This window comes from Candidatus Hydrogenedens sp. (assembly GCA_035361075.1).
Lineage (GTDB): Bacteria > Hydrogenedentota > Hydrogenedentia > Hydrogenedentales > Hydrogenedentaceae > Hydrogenedens.
The window spans coordinates 32,971-52,109 of record DAOSBX010000018.1; the positions used below are offsets into that span (position 1 = coordinate 32,971).

The 19,139-nt window shown below is 39.1% G+C and carries 14 protein-coding genes; 5 read left to right on the top strand and 9 right to left on the bottom strand.

Features of this window, described 5'->3' with window-relative positions; all coding sequences use genetic code 11:
* Positions 1-36: 36 nt before the first annotated feature.
* The 3 genes from cysK to PLJ10_07265 all read right to left on the bottom strand — a co-directional run bounded on the left by cysK (position 37) and on the right by PLJ10_07265 (position 4,134).
* Positions 37-924: a cysteine synthase A gene (cysK, locus tag PLJ10_07255; GenBank protein ID HOK09444.1), complete on the bottom strand. Its 888-nt coding sequence runs from the start codon at positions 922-924 to the stop codon at positions 37-39.
* Between the two features lie 17 nt (positions 925-941).
* Entirely contained in the window at positions 942-1,922 is a 981-nt protein-coding gene (locus PLJ10_07260) for a dihydrodipicolinate synthase family protein (protein ID HOK09445.1), read from the bottom strand.
* 133 nt (positions 1,923-2,055) lie between these two features.
* Complete coding sequence (locus PLJ10_07265; GenBank protein ID HOK09446.1) at positions 2,056-4,134, bottom strand: DUF2961 domain-containing protein; 2,079 nt, start codon at positions 4,132-4,134, stop codon at positions 2,056-2,058.
* A gap of 161 nt (positions 4,135-4,295) precedes the next feature.
* On the opposite strand from PLJ10_07265, the gene PLJ10_07270 reads away from it, so the two are divergent.
* Positions 4,296-4,967, top strand: a complete 672-nt coding sequence (locus PLJ10_07270; GenBank protein HOK09447.1) for a DUF1080 domain-containing protein — start codon at positions 4,296-4,298, stop codon at positions 4,965-4,967.
* Between the two features lie 25 nt (positions 4,968-4,992).
* Entirely contained in the window at positions 4,993-5,409 is a 417-nt protein-coding gene (nikR, locus tag PLJ10_07275; protein HOK09448.1) for a nickel-responsive transcriptional regulator NikR, read from the top strand.
* A gap of 52 nt (positions 5,410-5,461) precedes the next feature.
* Here nikR and PLJ10_07280 read toward each other — a convergent pair whose 3' ends face one another.
* Positions 5,462-6,523 (bottom strand): DUF2961 domain-containing protein, encoded by a 1,062-nt coding sequence (locus PLJ10_07280; protein HOK09449.1) that lies wholly within the window; start codon positions 6,521-6,523, stop codon positions 5,462-5,464.
* A gap of 153 nt (positions 6,524-6,676) precedes the next feature.
* On the opposite strand from PLJ10_07280, the gene PLJ10_07285 reads away from it, so the two are divergent.
* Positions 6,677-8,257, top strand: coding sequence for a sugar isomerase (locus PLJ10_07285; GenBank protein ID HOK09450.1), 1,581 nt, complete (start codon positions 6,677-6,679; stop codon positions 8,255-8,257).
* Between the two features lie 50 nt (positions 8,258-8,307).
* On the opposite strand, the gene PLJ10_07290 is transcribed toward PLJ10_07285, so the two are convergent.
* Genes PLJ10_07290 through PLJ10_07300 form a run of 3 tightly spaced genes read right to left on the bottom strand, consistent with a single transcriptional unit; the run spans position 8,308 to position 11,574 of the window.
* Complete coding sequence (locus PLJ10_07290; protein HOK09451.1) at positions 8,308-9,453, bottom strand: Gfo/Idh/MocA family oxidoreductase; 1,146 nt, start codon at positions 9,451-9,453, stop codon at positions 8,308-8,310.
* Between the two features lie 4 nt (positions 9,454-9,457).
* The gene (locus PLJ10_07295; protein HOK09452.1) at positions 9,458-10,171 is read right to left on the bottom strand and encodes a PilZ domain-containing protein; all 714 of its coding nucleotides are present in this window, start codon (positions 10,169-10,171) and stop codon (positions 9,458-9,460) included.
* Between the two features lie 14 nt (positions 10,172-10,185).
* Positions 10,186-11,574 carry a glycoside hydrolase family 88 protein gene (locus PLJ10_07300; protein HOK09453.1) on the bottom strand — a complete coding sequence of 463 codons (1,389 nt, stop codon included), beginning with the start codon at positions 11,572-11,574 and terminating at the stop codon, positions 10,186-10,188.
* Between the two features lie 136 nt (positions 11,575-11,710).
* Here PLJ10_07300 and mutS point away from each other — a divergent pair, with 136 nt between their 5' ends.
* Positions 11,711-14,359 (top strand): DNA mismatch repair protein MutS, encoded by a 2,649-nt coding sequence (gene mutS, locus PLJ10_07305; GenBank protein HOK09454.1) that lies wholly within the window; start codon positions 11,711-11,713, stop codon positions 14,357-14,359.
* On the opposite strand, the gene PLJ10_07310 is transcribed toward mutS, so the two are convergent.
* Together PLJ10_07310 and PLJ10_07315 are read right to left on the bottom strand one after the other, a co-directional pair.
* On the bottom strand, positions 14,350-15,771 hold the full coding sequence (locus PLJ10_07310) for an outer membrane protein transport protein (protein ID HOK09455.1): 1,422 nt from the start codon (positions 15,769-15,771) through the stop codon (positions 14,350-14,352). The genes mutS and PLJ10_07310 overlap by 10 nt on opposite strands.
* A complete protein-coding gene (locus PLJ10_07315; GenBank protein ID HOK09456.1) occupies positions 15,740-17,905 on the bottom strand; it encodes a CsgG/HfaB family protein in 2,166 nt (721 codons plus the stop codon). The genes PLJ10_07310 and PLJ10_07315 overlap by 32 nt, the downstream gene beginning before the upstream one ends.
* Before the next feature lie 244 nt (positions 17,906-18,149).
* Here PLJ10_07315 and PLJ10_07320 point away from each other — a divergent pair, with 244 nt between their 5' ends.
* The gene (locus tag PLJ10_07320; protein HOK09457.1) at positions 18,150-19,097 is read left to right on the top strand and encodes a hypothetical protein; all 948 of its coding nucleotides are present in this window, start codon (positions 18,150-18,152) and stop codon (positions 19,095-19,097) included.
* The last annotated feature ends 42 nt before the right edge of the window (positions 19,098-19,139 follow it).

The following is a 19,139-nucleotide window of genomic DNA, read 5'->3' on the forward strand; positions in this document are numbered from 1 at the left end:
TATTATTAAAAGATTGGTTATGGACTTGTTTTACTATTACATAAGCGAGGTGCTGAAGTAACGTTCTGCACGGTCAGGAAGAACTGTAGCAATATTACCGGGGATTTTCTGTGCCATTATGCGGGCCGCCCAGACATTAGCACCGGAAGAAATCCCGACAAGCAATCCATAATCTCTACCTAAAGCTCGGGTCGTTTCAATAGCATCTTCATCTGTAACCTCTACCACCTCATCCACCATCGATACATCTAAAATAGGGGGGATGAAGCCATCACCAATACCTTGTATCTGATGTAGCCCCGGCTCATGTCCTAACAAGGCAGACACATTTTTTGGTTCTACTGCTACGATACGGACACCAGGTTTATGCTCCTTAAGAAACTTTCCGACGCCTTGCAAAGTGCCTCCACTACCCACACCAGCAACAAAACAATCTATGTTTCCATTCATCTGTCGCCATAATTCTTTAGCGGTTTCTTCATAATGTACACGTGGATTATCGGGATTCTCAAATTGCTGGGGCACAAAGACATTAGGGTCATTGGCTTGTATTTCTCTAACTTTGTTTACTGCACCAATAATCCCCTCCTCGGCAGGGGTTAAAATTAATTCGCCCCCTAAAGCCTTTATTAACTTTTTCCGTTCGGCACTCATATTCTCAGGCATAACGATGCATACGCGATAGCCTTTGAGTCGACCAACTAAGGTAATGCCTATCCCTGTATTGCCAGAGGTAGGCTCAACAATGGTACACCCCGGTTTTAATCGACCATCACGTTCAGCTCCCTCCAACATAGCCAATGCAACACGGTCCTTAATACTACCGCCGGGGTTTAAGAATTCCGCTTTGGCAAACACACGTTCGCCTCGCAATTGAATTAATGGTGTATTTCCAATCAGATTTAAAATATTATCCGTTAACATTTTTAAACCTTTCTCCTTTATTTATAACGAGATAGAACTTCTTCGTATATCTTCTTGAATGCTTCGTATTCTTGTTTTGAAAGAGGTTGCCGTTGTTCGAAGTATGGATTGTTTTCAAGTACACGGGAATACTCACTTACAGGGAATCCTTTTTCGGTAATATACCTCTTGAAAAATTCTGTAGCATTAGGACATGTTCTCACAAGTAAATTCACATCTTCCTGCGCCTGCAAGCAGGCTTCCATATCCCCATCATCGTAATATTCGACCATGGCACGGATAATCTGTGGGTTAAGACTTGTCCCCTGACCAATACAAGCCCGACAGCCAAGTAATAACCCTGCATAAAATACCGTCTCATTCCCTACAATCAGTGAAAATTCTTCATTACGAACAGCACGAGCTAAATTAAAAAGATAAGCACCATCGGAACTTGATACTTTCCCTCCGACAAGCGTATCTAAACACGCCAATTTTTTTAATATCTCTGGTGTTAGACAATATTCAGGCCTTGTCCCTGGAGGTTGATAAAACAGTACTGGTATTTGAACAGCATTACATACCGTTTCAAAATACATACGAATCACATCTGAAATGGTCTCCTTGCCCCTCGGTAATAGAGCTTCAGGAATAGTATGCACAATACCGTCGGCTCCAATGTCCTCTGCGTATCGGCTGAGTAATATCGCTTCAGAGATGTATTGTTCCTGAAGAGGACGCCGATCATAATTTCGGTCCCAAATACCACTACAACCGATTAAAACCGCTGAATGTCCCTTTAATACAGAGCAAGCAAGCTCGGCAAGTTGTTTCACTTCATCGAAGGAAAATGTATACATTTGCCCCATACCCGAACGAATAAAAAAGGCAGATATAGAACCTTGTTGAATCATGTATTCAAGAAGACGTTTCTCACCATCAAGGTCAATAGAACCGTCCTCACGAAAAATAGTAAATGTCGGTGCAATACTGCCATAGATATAATCAGGTACTTGCATGAAAATAACTCCTAAACAACAGAAAGTATAAAATTTTTTGATGTTATTATCGTATAGTCTACCCCCGTTTTCCAAATAGTAACCTTACTATGCTTAATAAAGGGAATAGAAAGGTGATTATCAGATATATCCCTTATTTTACAGGTTGTAGCCAGATGAAATCGATTGATACCTCCTTGTTTTCAGGTCCCGCAAATGTTAAGGTTAGTGTATGGTCACCTGCGGAGATGTGTTGTTTGCCGAAATTCAACTCCCGAGATACGGTGTGGTGCTCATCATACAAAGATGTCTGTTTGTCAGAGAGTATTTTGTCATCCCACTGGACTGTAAAAGAACCTGACTTGGGCGTATAAGCACAGACAAGACGGATATCATAATTTTTTTCTTCAGGCACATGTAGTTTAAAGGTTAACGTATCATTAATTTGTCGAGGTTTCCAAACACATAATCCTCTGCCTGCCCATAAATAGGAATTTATCAATTCTGTATTATCTGTTGAGAGTAAGCAATCTTCAGCTTGATAGTAAATAGCGTTGTGTGCTGCTCCTTTAGGTTCGGGTAACCAACTCCAATTATCTTGTGTATCCAATGGATTGTATACATTATGTGGAATGGGACTGTGGTCATCTGTCGTTTCAGGGCGTGCATAATAATACGCAATTCGTGCATATCCCAAATTGTGAACCTCTGTATGAATTAGTAGTTCAAGTGAAAATGCTATATATTCTTTGAAGGGCACACGGTCTAATATAAGCCATCGATAATTGGACACAAATCCGCGGTTACCTGGTCCATCATTTCTTGGTTGACCACAGTATGGATAATAGAAAATATCTGTAGCTGACCATGAATAATTATAGAAATCTTCGGAACCTGTCCCAAATATAGAAGGAAGAGGGTCATTATCAACAAAGATTTTTTCATCTCCTTCACCCCACCAATTTCCACCTGAGGTCGGAACATTTGATGGGTTAAATACATGACTTACCGCTCCGACAAGGAAGCCTTTACCTTTCGCATAAAGGAAGGGTAAGTCATATGGACAGTTCGATTGAATCCATAATTTATCCTCACCTCTCCATCGTGCAAGGAAATACATAGAGCGTTGGGAATCCCATTCATAAGGTATTGTAATAACCTCTCCTTCTACTGTAATACTTTTATCTGTAACGTTCTGCAAAGTAATAGTCATTTCCGTTTGAAATGGCATCGGAAAACGTGAAATAAGCCAGCCATCAGCCGTTACCTCGAGGGGTAGTGACTGATAGGGGTTTATCCCTGGAGATACCGCAAAATAATCTATAAGTGGACTATCCACTAAGGGCTCTTTTATCCCATCAGCATAAATTCGAAGTAATAACTCCCGATATGTTTGGACGGAAGTAATGTCCTTTACCCGTAATTTCAAACCTACAACAGCACCAGTTTTTTTATCATTCCAAAGAACTTCATTCTGATTCGACAACAACTCCTTCTGGAAATCTGTTTTTTGCAATGTCTCTCCTGTCAGTAGTTTTGTTGGGTCTTTTAATGTAGTTGCTACTTTAATTATCATATCCTCATTCATTTTTAAATCGGACGGAGAAAATGTCTGGACTACAGTCCCTTCTGGATACTTACGAACCATAAGATGATAAAAATGAATATCTTTCCGTTTACCAATCCAGACAATTTTACATCCTTTTGAAAATGGCATGGGACAGTAAGCGGAATCTCGTTGGTATAGGCTACCATTTAATAATTCCTCCGTTATTTTAGTGTTATTAATAAAAGGTGAATAAGGATGTCTAAAAAATTCTTCGGCTGAGCCTTCGTATAACGGTTTTTCCATATCATCTAAATAAAGTCTTATACTCCCTTTAATAGCAGCAGTCCAAAAACGAACAATTGCCCCTGGACCGTCAATAAGTGCGAGAAGGTATTCCCCATCTGCATCATTACTTTCCTCTTTTAATACGGAGACAAAGCCAGGAATAGGCTCGCTACCAAACCCATCCGAATTGCTAAACCAATCTTTATGGAGTCGTTGTACACTACGTCGGTCGTATGAAGAAAATTGAATCAGTTTATACTCCGTTTCTGGATACTCTACCAGTTCAAACAAATCAGTTAATTCACTAATTAAGTGTGTCGTTGTAATTACAGAGTTTGCATTTGCAAAGACACCACCAAGAAAAATAAACATGAGCATTAACATTGTTGTCTTTTTCATAATATATCTCCTTCTATTTCTGAATGAAATATACAAAATTATGTCATTAATATATATTAACAAAAAAGGATGCCTTTTTAATTATTTGTGTGCTATCTGTTTTTAAGGAAACATAAGATATGATATGATGTAGAAGAATCAACAATAGAAAGGAGAGATATATGAAAAAGAATAGTTACCTATTTGGATTATGCATGCTGACATTGTTTGTACTAACATTATCTCCATCCATAACAAACGGTGATGACACCAAGACCAAAGATGATTGGATTTCTTTATTTGATGGCAAAAGTCTTCAAGGTTGGGTACAATTTCTACCAGACCCCAATGCTGACCCCGCAAAAACATGGATGATTAAAGATGGGGTCATCTTTTGCACAGGCGAGCCTGCTGGATACATACGCACAGACAAAAAGTTCAGTAATTATCAACTACAGTTAGAATGGCGATGGGTAGGAACACCAGGGAACAGTGGTGTTTTACTTCATGTTCAAGATAAAGATGAAGTTTGGCCTAAATCTATTGAGGCACAGCTTATGCATGAAAACGCTGGTGATTTTTGGGTTATTGGTGGAACAGATTTCGAAGAGCACAAAAATGCAGATGACCGACGTGTTCCTAAACGTGCCAAAAGCAGTGAAAAGAAGCCAGGGAAATGGAATCAATATGATATATGGTGTGAAGGAGACTCTATTCGCATATTTGTAAATGGTACTCTCCAAAATGAGGCACACAAGTGCACTGTAACAGAAGGATATATTGCTCTACAAAGTGAAGGGGCTCCTATCGAATTTCGTAATATTAGATTAAGAAAGATAACGCCCAAGCAGTAGATATATTTTAAGAAAGGATAACACAATGTCGGGAGTTGTACGTTTAAGTTTTTCCATTGAAAAACCATTATGGGAACGGTTGCAGGAACTTGTCCAGCAGGAAGGTTATGCAAATCGTTCAGAATTCATTCGCGACTTGATTCGGGACCGACTGGTAGAAAAACAATGGGAAGAAAATGAAGAGGCAATTGGAACTATCACTTTCGTGTATAATCACCATATCCCAAAATTAAACGATAAGATACTTAATATCCAACATAAATATCTAAATGTTATCCTGACAACTACACATATCCATTTAGACCATCAACTGTGTGCAGAAACCATTCTTGTCCGTGGGAAAGCCCATAGAATTCAAGAGCTGTGCTATGCTCTTCGCAAGCAAAAAGGTGTTTTACACGCAAGTATTTCCATAAGTTCCACAGGCAGAAATCTAATGTAGCACTAACTCTAATTAATTCAAATAAATAATGGTTATTATTTATAAGTAAGGCCTAAATAATTTCCAGGTAATCACGGTCTGGAAGAGCAGGATAAGGGTGATGAGGCTCTGTCTGATACCAGTAAGCGACAGAAGATATGTCATCCTGACGAGGTAAGTATCTTCCACCACTACGCCATCCAAGAGCCTGGATAGTAACCTTCAAATCATTGTTAAAATAAATTGGGTCAAGGATATGCCAGCGGTACAATCCGAATCTCTGCTGGGAATGATACGCACCATCTGGCTGGATAATCTGGTGTAACCCTGAATAAGGGGTGCAAAAGGAGACATATTGTCCGCCACGGTCAAAGTTATATGACCCACAAAAGTAGTCTTCTGTGCCTGTTCCACAAATGGTAGGCCAGTGGTCACCATCAATATAAAACTTAACCTCACCTTCACCCCACCATCCACATTGATTTACCTGCCAGGCAAGATATGTCCCAATATATTGTCCCTTACCTTTAACATTATCCAAAATCGTATACACCTGTTTATATGGTAGCGGATTTTCTCTCCGCCATTGTGCATGAAGGTATGCAGATTCCTCGGGTATTTTGCCGAGACCATAATCAATTTGATAATACAAAACGACTTCATCAAAGCCGACATTTTCTAATGTTATCCGACAATGTTTATGAAACGGCATTGGTAAATAGCAGTTAAAAGCACTCCCTGGATTAACACACATCACCAGAGAATTTAAATGCGAATATTCACACCAGCCCATACAGAAGAAATCCCCCAACGGAACTTCAATACTCGGAAATTCTTCATTATCCCAATATACACGAAGAATTTGATGTCTCCAGTGCCCTGTCGGGGTTAACCAAATATGTTGTATAATTCCTGGACCTTCAATATCTGCGAGTATTTCGGTTGTTCCACTTGCAATTTTAATAAAAGGGGATATTTTCCAGCCCTGACCTAATTCGCGCCCAGCATAAGCACCATGCCCATCAATTGCCATACCACCTTTACCTTTATCGCCAGTGCGGTTTTCAGGTGTAATTGCCCGCGATTGAATATCAGATAACAAATATAGATGCTTTAGAAACATGTAACTTATCATTTCTTTATTTCCTTTTTTAATTTATCATATCATTTTTTCTAAACCTTGTTTAATTCAAATAATTCAAAGGTTGGTATTTTATTGCTGATTTTCAATACAATAAGAGAATATAATGTAAAATCAAAATTTAATTTTTAATGAAAGGGTCACTATATGACACATGAGCATAAACATCATCATTCATGTTGTGGGTGTATTCATGACTTGAGCAAACTCAACATGGCACGACGTACGTTCCTTGCCGCAGTTGGTGGCACAGCCATCGGAGCAAAAGCAGTTCTCGCAGCTACAGATAGTGCTTCTGGTTCAGGCACAGCAATGGACTACTTAAACAGACCTATTCCTTCAGCAAAAAAGAAACCATTAGTTGTTCAGCCAATCTTCACTTATCATTTATATAAGAAACGTGACCAGACGAGTTGGAGGCCATGGGGTGGTTTCCACACACAGGAAGATGTGCAGAACGAATGTGCCCGAATTGAGAAAGAATTAGCAGAGATGAAACAAAAGGCGGAATTTCCATTGGAGATTTTACCACTTCTTGCAGTCTCCACCCCTCAAGAAATGAAACAAGCACGAGAAGCTAAGGCTGATGTGGCTATTATATATGGTGCTATCGGCGAGATAGACCCCTTATTTAGCGAGGGGAAACATCATATTGTATTTGTTCGGCATCGCTCAGGTCCTGCATATTTGTGGTATGAAATTGTTCATCCGCGGTTTTTACGAAAAACAGTAGATACTTTAGGAGAGCCAAGACTGTCACCTCAAGATGTTGTGGTGGATGAATATGGTGATATGCTCTGGCGGTTGAGAGCATTCTATGGCTTAAAAAATTCTGTAGGTTGTAAAGTTGTTTGTATTGGAGGTCCCTCTGGCTGGGGTGAAGGTGGAAGAAAATCACCAGACCTCACAAAAGAGAAGTTTAAAATGGAATTAATTGACTACCCATACACTGAATTAGACAAACGTATCCAGTCCGCTGTAAAAGATAGCAAATTATGCGAACAGGCAAAGAAATGGACAAAACAGTATTTAAATCTGCCAGATACAAAAATGGAAACGGATATTCCATTTCTTGAAAATGCCTTTATTCTCACAGAAGTATTTGAGCAAATCATGACGGAATTAGATGCCCCTGCTATTACAGTTAACGAATGTATGACTACTATTATACCCAAATCCCAGACTACAGCCTGTATGACGCTAAGTCTGATTAATGACCGTGGTGCTATGGCTTTCTGCGAATCAGATTTTGCAGTGATTCCATCTGGCATCCTACTTTATTATTTGAGTTCCAAACCTGTATTTCTGCAAGACCCAACCTACCCACATCATGGTGTTGTTACTATTGCCCATTGCACAGCACCTCGCAAAATGGATGGAAAAAACCTTGAACCTGTACGGATATTAACCCATTATGAGTCAGATTATGGTGCAGCACCGAAGGTAGATATGCGGATAGGTGAAACAGTTACGGTTATCGACCCTGACTTTGAATTCAAAAAGTGGATAGGTTTCCGTGGCAAGGTAAATGCCAATCCATTCTTAGATATTTGCCGTTCTCAAACCGATATTGAGATTGAAGGTGATTGTAATCGCTTGGCACAAGATATGGTCGGATTTCATTGGATGATGTGTTATGGTGATTACTTAAAGGAAACAGGATATGCCTTGCAAAAATTAGGTATTAGCTGGTATAACCTTACCCACGACCGCACTATTGAAGCATGAACTAATAGAACAAGTTCAGCCTATGTGATTATTTAACGAGTTCAATAATCTCAAATAAGAGATGGCACTTTTAGCCATCTCCGTTCTTGCCAGCTTTGATAAGCAAGTTGAGCCAATTGTACACCTTTTGCTCCTTCCAATAGGTTCCAGGGGAAAGGTGTATCATCAACAACATGCAGAAGAAACAGTTTCCATTGAGCCTTAAAAGCATTTTCATAATTTTGACGGTCGGGAACCTTCATCCATGAATCGTAGAAATGGATGGGCTGAGGAATATCGGGATTCCAGACAGGTTTTGGTGTTGCTTCCTCTGGTTGAATATAACACTCTCTCAACCCAGCAACAGCCGAGCCTTTATTCCCATCTACCTGGACCGTGAGAAGGTCGTCCCTTCGAACACGTGTACACCACGACGAATTAAAGTGACAGATAATGCCCCGATCGGTAATAAAGGTTGAATATGCTGAGTCTTCCACGTCACATATATAAGGTTTTCCGTATTCATCCCACCGTTGCGGGATATGGGTCATTGCATAACAATTTATATCTGTAATAGTTCCAAAAAGATTATCAACTAAATATCGCCAATGGCAAAGCATATCTTGAATAATTCCGCCACCTTCTGATTTTTTATAATTCCATGAGGGGCGTTGAGCAGGTTCATGTTCTCCCGTAAATACCCAATATCCAAACTCACCACGAACCTCATGGATTCTGCCAAAAAAATTCTGACGGATTAAGTTCTGTAATTTTTGCATCCCTGGAAGCCATAATTTGTCTTGAACTACCCCATGTTTTATCTCCTTTCCTCTAGCAAGGGTGTATAATTCTAAAGCCTGCTCCAAATTAGAAGCGGATGGCTTTTCGCAGTAGACGTGTTTTCCTGCATTAATTGCTTTTTTGACAGATTCATATCGTAGCAAAGTTGTTTGTGCATCAAAGTAAATGTGATATTTTGAGTCCGAAAGCACCGTGTCCAAATTGGTTGTCCATGGTACATTATTAAATTTCCTTGACAATTCAGAAAGTCTCTCTGGGTTTCTTCCTGTAAGGATTATATCGGGAATAATTTTCCCCTTCTGGCATGGAATACCTCCCTCATTCAGGATAGACATTAATGAACGTTCTAAGTGTTGGTTTTTGCCCATTCTACCCGTAACACCGTTCATAATAATCCCTATCCGAATCTCATCCATATTTTTAACCTCCTTCATTCCTTGGCACATTTCCACCAGAATTATCTCCATTTTCTACCGGTGGGTTTATTGTGTTTTTTGGTTTCTTTGGTCTTTTATCACTATTTGGATACAATTCTATAAATTCATTTCGGTACATTTTACGAATTCGCGACCACAAATATTGGACTAATACATTTCGCAATTCAATGGGATTATTCACAAACCGAATTCCCAACCGCATAGGTACCCCTAATTTAAGATTTGGTGGAATTTTACGAACAACGACACCATTAATTGCATAAATACTCCGATAAATAGGCAAATAAATACGAACCGGGCTAATTACCGGCAAAACGTGCTCTACTGCAACATAAGCACCAGTACTACTTAAATCTATCAATGTCCCTTCAAAACCAATCCGATTTTCCCCATATTCCATACGCACAGGTTCATTTAAGGTAACTCGCCAGGATTGCCGACGTTCTACATACGTTCGGCTTCCTGCTCGTCGAAGGTATAGTAGGTCATTAAACTGCTTCGGTACATTTATAGTAAAGTAGTAGTAAGTAGCACTAAAATAGTCGCATAAGAGTTGTAAATCGATATATATTCCGGGACCTATAGGTTCTTCTAACGGATAACGGATAACAGCCCAGTCCGCTCCCAATTCATTTACAATGACAGGAACGGTCCATTGTCCCCATATAAATTGTGCTTCAATTCCTTTTGAAATCATACATACCATAATTTTTAATTTAGTAACCCTTCCGGTTTTAGGTTTGCAAAGAAATTCCACGGTTGTCTACCATGAGCAACCTGCCATATCCATAATAACAATTCTAATAAGTGATAATCTCCCCACATACATGCCTCGCCACAAGGAATGTTTTTACCGGGAGGAATGTAATCCCACCCGTTAGGACGGTGATAAACAGCATGAAGCAAAAGTCCCTCATGATTTGCATCATTAGAGAGAAAAAGACCAGATAAAAGCGTTTTTGTTACAGTTAATCCCGCCTGGTAATATTTTCTCCCTGCAGATTCCTTCCCAAGGTAATTACCTAAACGTAGCAATGCCTGAGCCGATATAACTGCAGATGAACTATCTAACGGCTCAATATCATTATATGGGTCAGCAGGATTTTGTTGATATTTACCTAAATACACCAAGCCAGGGGCACCTGTATCCCAGAATGGAACACCATCTATCGTTGTATGCTCTATATAATAATCCGCCGTTACCCTACATGCTTCCTCCAGAGATTTTAGGAAAGTACGGTTACTATCATACTTTTCCCAGTAATACTGTGGGATATTCGAAAAAAATTCCATTTGCTCAGCACAACCTAACATTGCCCATGCTAAACCACGTGTCCATGTGCTAAATGGAGAATAGCCTTGTTGCGTCGACGCACAACGAAACCTCCCCGTTTTTACATTAAAAATACTTTCGTGAGCAACCCTGCCTGGTACATCATATATGTCTCTACTCTTACCATAATAAATATTATATCTAAGTGTGTTTTGTATATGTTGAATAGCCCGTTCAAGAAGCGATACATTTTCATCTCCCTCTGTTTTTAGGACGTGACCTAATAACCACCCCAATACGAGAATGCGACATGTCCTGATAGTATCTACAAACAAGGAATGTGCCCCATTAAAAGAATGTATAAAACCAGTGCCATCATCTATTTTTGTCCAACGACTTGCCTGAACTGCACTGGACACTCGAATCGCTAATTTATATTGTTCTAATTCATATTCCTTCGGCGTAAATATTTCACATAACCCCATTCGCCATAAATGACCATACGAAGAAAGAATATTAAAGCCATGGTCATGGACACCGTGATGAGTTAAATAAGAATCTAATTTGTGTATCTCATCTCGAACCTTATCCAACAACGACTCGTCGTTTGTCAGCTCATACAAAAGTAGAGGTATTCCATACATAAAACCCCGAGTCCATTCTGTCCATCCCCAAGAACGGTACTTGCCCTGATGTGTAAAAACAGGAGAAGTGTCCTCGTCTACCCATTGATTAAATAAAGTTATCGCTTTGTGCTTTGCAATGGGGAGAAAAACATTAATAATAGGTACTAAGTTTTGCTCTGTAAGAGAAACATCTACTTCCATCAGTTTATAATCTTAAATATAGGTTAATTAAGTTTAAATGATAAAATATCATAAACTAATATAGATTATTTAATTATTACTACGCAAAGTATCAAATTGTTAAAAATAGAAAAACCCTTCTTAAAGTATATGCTATATGGATAAAAAGGAAAAAGACAACTGGCTAAAAATTTCGGATATTATTCCAGAACGTGCTACGCCTATGTTACGTCAATATTTGCGGGCAAAGGCGGAATCTGGCGATTCTTTACTTCTTTTCCGTATGGGCGACTTCTTTGAACTCTTCTTTGATGATGCTATTGAGGCATCGCAAATTTTAGGAATTGCTCTTACATCAAGAGACGGAGAAAGTAAAGAAGGCAAAGTGCCCATGTGTGGGGTTCCAGTACGTTCAGTAAATCAATATCTGTTAAGGCTCATAAAAGCAGGTAAAACCGTTACTATTTGTGAACAAATCGAGGACCCAAAACTTGCTCGAGGAATTGTAAAACGGGCTATTGTTAGAACAGTTACGCCGGGGACTATTATTGAACCTGAACTTTTAGATGAGAGAGCAAATAATTATTTAGGAGCATTATATATAGGAGATGAAAAAGCAGGGCTTGCTCTTGTAGACATCAGCACAGGTGAATTTTTAGCGTCGGAATTGCAACCCCCATTAGAGAGAACTCTGACTGATGAACTGACCCGTCTAACTATATCTGAATTACTCTTGCCTGACAATATACCGAGAGAGATAGAACAATGTATCACATTAACCTTTCCAACATTGACCCGTACCCAATTGCCTGTTGATAAATATGATGTCGAATTAGCCACTGAACATATCCTACGTTATTATGGATTATCAACCTTGCGTGGATTAGGGATTAAAGATAGTAAAGAACTTACTTTAGCGGTCGGGACTGTACTTCAATATGTATTACAAACACAGCGTGATTCAACTCCGTATTTAGACTTACCTCGCATTTATACTCCTTCCGATTTCGTCATTCTGGATAGTAATACCCAAAGGAACCTTGAACTGGTTGAGTCGTTATACGACCGTACAAAACAGGGGACATTACTTGGTGTACTGGACCGAACTTTAACACCGATGGGCTCAAGAAAATTACGACAATGGATACACTATCCATTACAGAAAATTGATGAAATTACCGCCCGTTTGGATGCAATTGAAGAATTAATTAACAATAGCAATTTACGGGTAACTCTTAGAGAATATCTAAAAGGTTTTGGTGATTTAGAACGGCTTTTGGGAAGAATCACAGCACAAACAAGCAATCCACGCGATTTAAGAGCATTATGCCATTGCTTAAAGGTGATACCTCGTCTAAAAATATCGTTAGAAGCGTGTGAAACTACTTTACTAAAAGAGATTTTCACTACTATTAATGAACTTCCGGAGACTGTCCGCTGTATTGACAGTGCCATCATGGAATCGCCTCCCGCAGTTTTAAGTGAAGGTGGTATTATCAAAGATGGCTATAATGCACAGCTGGACCACTTACGTTCCTTGATGCGAGGCGGAAGAGAATGGATTGCAACTTTACAAAAAAAAGAACGGGAACGAACAGGTATCCAAACCTTAAAAATTGGGTACAACAAAGTGTTCGGATACTACATCGAGGTTAGCAAAGGGCAAACATCTCTGGTACCGCAGGATTATATTCGCAAGCAAACATTGGTAAATGGTGAACGTTATGTTACCCCGGAATTAAAATCACGAGAGGAAGAAATACTTACTGCAGAGGAGCGGAGTGTCGCATTAGAAGAAGAATTATTTATAGAGATTCGCAATCAGGTATCTGCTGAGGCAAAACGGATTCAAAAAAATTCGGAAGCCATTGCTCTATTAGATGTCCTTCTCTCTCTTGCGGAGGTCGCTATTTCAAACAATTATACAAAACCACAAATTAATTCTTCCGACGAGATTATTATTACTGGAGGCAGGCATCCCGTCATCGAAACCTTATTAGGTCCGGGCTCTTTTGTTCCAAATGATACATATCTTAACACCCAGGAGAAACGGCTCATGATAATTACTGGACCAAATATGGCAGGAAAGTCAACCTACCTAAGACAAGTAGCCCTTATCACTCTTATGGCTCAGATAGGTAGTTTTGTGCCTGCAGATTCCGCGAAAATTGGGGTTGTTGACCGTATCTACACGCGTGTAGGGGCATCCGATAATCTGGCAAGGGGTGAAAGCACGTTTATGGTTGAAATGATTGAAACTGCGAATATCTTAAACACAGCAACCCGACGTAGTTTATTAGTTCTTGACGAAATTGGCAGAGGTACCAGTACCTATGATGGGATTAGCATTGCTTGGGCAGTTGCAGAATATATACATGACCGCATACAAGCTCGGGCGTTGTTTGCTACCCATTACCACGAACTTACAGAGCTGACCAAACATCTGGAAGGGGCAGTAAATATGAATGTTGGTGTTCGCGAATATAAAGATAAAATTGTGTTTTTATATCGCCTTTTTGAAGGAGCATCGGACCATAGTTATGGAATTCATGTTGCAAAGTTAGCAGGACTACCACCAAATGTTATACATCGAGCACACGAAATTATGGATTCATTAGAAAGTGGTCAGTTTGCTACTCAAAATACAGAACAACAACTACTTCTCTTTGATACAAAAGAGACACATCACCCCTGTCAAATTGAGGAAGAATTAGAGAAGATTGACCCAGATCACCTTTCACCTAAAGAAGCGCTTGACATTTTGTATCACTTAAAGAGGATGTCAAATACACCGCGTCAGAAGTAAATCACGGTAGATAAGTAAAACATGTGTTGGTCAACATCAGCATCAGTACCAACAAGTTGGAATGTATCCTGACGCACATCATCTCCCCAGCGATATACATACGCCACATCGATATTTACCCTGTTTTTAATCAAACAACCTGCTCCCAGAGTGATGCCATAGTAATTATCTACAGAGCCATCCCCTTTACCCAAACCGAACCATCGAGCAGGTCTATTACTGGCAGGTTCTGGGTCATAGAAGAGTCCAGCACGGATACTCGGCAAAAATGCACGACGCGGTTTGTTCGGATTAAAGAATAAATATTCCATCCCCAAACGCAATGTATACGTTGGGTCGTGTGGACTCCATGCAGTTGGTAGATTAGAAATTCCTGAACGTTTTCTCATCATGAAATTGCGATTTTCAGGGTCATGCACGACAAACTGGTCCCATTCACGACGGGTAATGTCAAAACTTAATGTTAACTTATCATTTGGAAAACGGTAAGCAAGACCTACACCGAAAGAGGAAGGAAACGTATATTTTAACGGTCTCTTGCTGTAATAAAATCCTGGCACACCAAGCCCACGAGTAATTGCCCACCACTCTTCATAATCTACATCCGCCGTGAATTTGGAATTATAAACAAAACCTATTTGCCAACGCTCTCCTAATCGATACAGAGCACCCAAAGTAACGTTTGTCCCCTCAAAGTTCTTGTATTTCTTTCTTATAACAGTATGCGAAAAAGAGGCACGTGTCGTTTGTCCGTTAGTTCGAAACGTTCGATATTCTTCCTGGTCCACAGTCCATTCGTTATTACTTAGTATTGATTGGTTCCAAAGATTTAACACAAGTCCCACAGAAAGTCGGTCTGTTAATTCAAAACCAAATGCAGGAGATAATGACGCCAGTTGCCCACTTTGTTTATAGTTAACCTGCGAATGTAACCCTAAAACGTTCCCTAATGCTAAAGCCGACATATCACGATAGAAAAAGTCTAATTCACGGTCAAAGTCATACTTCGCTTGATAATTCAAACTCAAAACGAGGTTCCGTCCTTTAATAGTTCGACGGAAAGGATAAACAAAACTCATGTAGTTTAATTGACTAAAATCGATAGAATAATCCTCTTTAAGTTCAGGGTGTGTTGATGATTCAAAATCCTCGCCGATATATTTATATGAATAAACCATTGAAAATTCTGGACGTTCCAACTGTGTTAAACCTCCAGGGTTCCATGAGGCTGAGGTGGCATCGTCCGCTATTGCTATGAAGGCACCACCCATCCCAATTGCACGGGCTCCACTACCGATTACATTCGGTGACGAATTAATAGGGATACCCTGTGCACTTGCTTCTTCCAAAATACCTATTAAGCAAAATGCAAAAATAATATTACATAGTGATTGAAGGTAAACCTTTTTCAATGGCTACGCCCTCCGAAGATTTAGATGTGTCAATAATAACCTGACCTCTCGCACTGGTCGGTGTAACACTTACAATGCGCGATTTATAAAGAACTTCATATTCTGCAGGCTGTGTTATTTCACCTGTATCCGGGTCTACCCATGCAGGTGAAGCCTCATACAAAATCAATGCATAAATACCGGGGCGAACTCCATCTTGCTCAGTCCAATTAAACAAAATTTCATAGCGTTGCCCAGAAGCCCGTGAATCTACGACCTCACCTGACAAACGTGGAAAATAATCAGCCATTTGTCGGGCAAGGACATCACACTTCCCTTCAACCAAACTATCATTATTTATATCCTCAATAAACGCATCAAAGATATTTATCACTTCTGATGTTTCTGTATTTAATAACCGTAATTTTACTTCCACCGATTGCTCACCGCGGGCAAAAAGCTCACCTACAACAAAAACCTGTGACGGTATAATTCTACCCATGTCCAATGCCCGTGTAGGGTCGGCTAAACCTGTGGATAGTTGTTGCTCAGTTAGGATATTCTGCAAATAAAGACGGTCTAAGATACTAAATCGCCCTTGCTTTCTTAATACGTCTTCTAATGTAGTGCGTAATTTACTTCCAAAACTATCCGACGGATTACGTCCACCAATTGCCAGCAAGGCGAGACTCATTTTTGTTTCATTACTTTCAACAAGCACAGGCTCTACTTTCACATCCATTTCCTTTACCGATTTTTTACCTTGTGCATCTTGTGCCTCAACGGATAATTTCATTGTTCCTGAACCTGTCTTCAATAGTTCCCCTGGCAAAGGCACACGCTTATTAAAGGCTTCCTTCGGTGCACCTGTTAATTGCGTATAAGGCTCACCATTAATAAGTAGTGCCTGAACAGGAGCCGAACTAATCACCTCGCCTGCTACACGTACCGCTCGATTATGTCGTGATGGCCGTTCTGGGTTGGGTGTTTTGATATTAATTTCAGGAACAACTTCGTCGGTTTGATTAAAAAGAGCAGTAATGAGAGCAGAGTTTAGCCCCTCTGCGGTAGCAATTTGATTTCTCGACATACCCTTGCTTTGAGCCAAACGCCACATTAATGCTGATTGCGATTGAGGCTCACCTTTAAATATTTTTAACGCAGTACGAGTTTCATTTCCCGCTATATCTTTAGCTGTAATTATAAAAACATTTTCTCCTTCCGCAAGAGGGACAACAGAATGAAATTCCTTTTTCTGTTCCCCATTCACCTCCGCAATAATCTTGTTGTTCAAGGAAATATCTGATATTCCTGTAGCGTCAACAACAATTCCCTCCACTTCAATTTCATTCTCATTAGTCACATGTAAATCTAAAGGCTTAAAAATACCAATATTAGGACCTGTTAAGTCTACTTGTGCCGATAGCTTTATTTCCTGTTCTTTTCCTGCTAAGTCTCGTGCAACAATAGTAAAATCTTGTTTCCCCTCTTTGAGGTCGATCGCCTGTTCAATGACCGCAGATGCTTCACCACGTCTAAAATACAGAGGTTGTCCATTAACAAGAACTTGTTCAAGTCCTATGTCATCAAAGCATTCAATATGTAACACATTGTTTGCTTCTTTGATAATTGTTGCCTGTCGTTTTGCCTTGCTTTTGTCCTTTGTTATTTCAGGGTCCACCTCAAGAACCTCGGCTTTAATAGTAGGGACCTGTCTATCTTGTAATTCTCCTCGTGAGATACGTTCTTTAACAATCAAATCAAGGTAATATCGTGCTCGTTCTGTATCTACTTGCGATATGGATGTTCTAAGTAAATTCTCTGCTTCTTCTAACTGCCCTTTTTTATATAAAACAATACCTAATTCACGATTGGGGAAATATTCAACAAAGTGTAGTCCATAGGTTCGGGCTTGCCATGAATCTTGTGAACGACTTTCAAGAGCTGTTCGCAAATCACGCTCCGCTTCATCATAAAAACCACCTGCTAAATATGAACAACCACGTTCATAATAATTCCACCAACGGCCATGAAAAACTCCTGAGGTAACTCCGTATTCTTTTTCTCCTACCGTATATTTATCTGAATCCGGCGTCTGACAACCCCAGATTACCATCAGGGATAACAAAGATAATATTAATACATTTCTTTTCACGTAACACTCCCTAATCTATCTTTATTTTTGTTTTTCGTTCCTTTATATTTATTTTACCATTTATTTAACAAAAAATGGATTATTTTTTCAGTATATTTTAATTATTCATAAAAATCAAAAATATTTTGTCCTTTATACCCATATTCTCATATCTTTTACGAAAAATTAAAACAACACAATTACTTCATTATTTTTGTTAATATTATAAACTATATTATTTTACACATTATTTTAGGGACTTTCAATGAAAAGTTTATTCAGCATTTTATTTCTTCTATTACTTCAAATGATATTAATTGCAGAAGCACAAAACGACTCCTTAAACACATCTGAATTTTCATACGGTTTTTGGCTCACATCTGTATACCCTACAGATAAGCCTAATATAGCAGGTAAATTAATTCTTCCATCCATCACACAAGAAAATAAACCGCCAATCTGGAAGATAGCACAATGGGGTACCCAATACCCTTTGAATAGTGGAGTATTTCAACAACAAAACGAAACGACATGGTTTATCGAAAATGAAGCAAAAAAGGTTATGCTACTGAAGAAAAACAATCATTGGGCAATCCTTCTAAACTGCAACGGAATTACAGAATATAATGGCAAACTGCGGAAATATGGTGAACCATGGGCACATGTATTAATTGAAAAACACTTTCCTCAAGAAATAAAAATAAAAGAATACGATTTAAAGTTTGAAATAAAATTTCAAATAACTCGTTGTATGTGCGACTCTACCTTAAAAGAAAAAGTCGATCCTCATTTACATACTGCTCAAATTACAGCCTACTGGACAGTAAAAAATACAAACCCCCGTAGCCCAGACTATGAAGATTATTTTTGGTTCGGTATTCCAATTTTTGATGCTCGTTATACAATCCCACCAGAGTATATTAGTAAAGATGTAGGTTCTGCATATACTACCAACAAATTAATTGCTGTCATTGATGGAAACCGATTTTATAAAGGAAATACAGGTGATGGAACACCTAAGATGCTCAATGTAACCTTAAATTCTTATATTGAGGAATCTCTCAATAAAGGGAAGAATCAAGGTTTCTTAAAAAATTCAAATATTGATGACCTTTCAATCACTTCCTTCAATTTAGGGTGGGAAGTTACTGGACCTTATAACGCTGAGATAGAAATTTCACACATCTCTATGCCATGCATCCCTAAAAAATAATATTTATCCAACATCAAATACTATGAAGATAAAAAGTTGTTT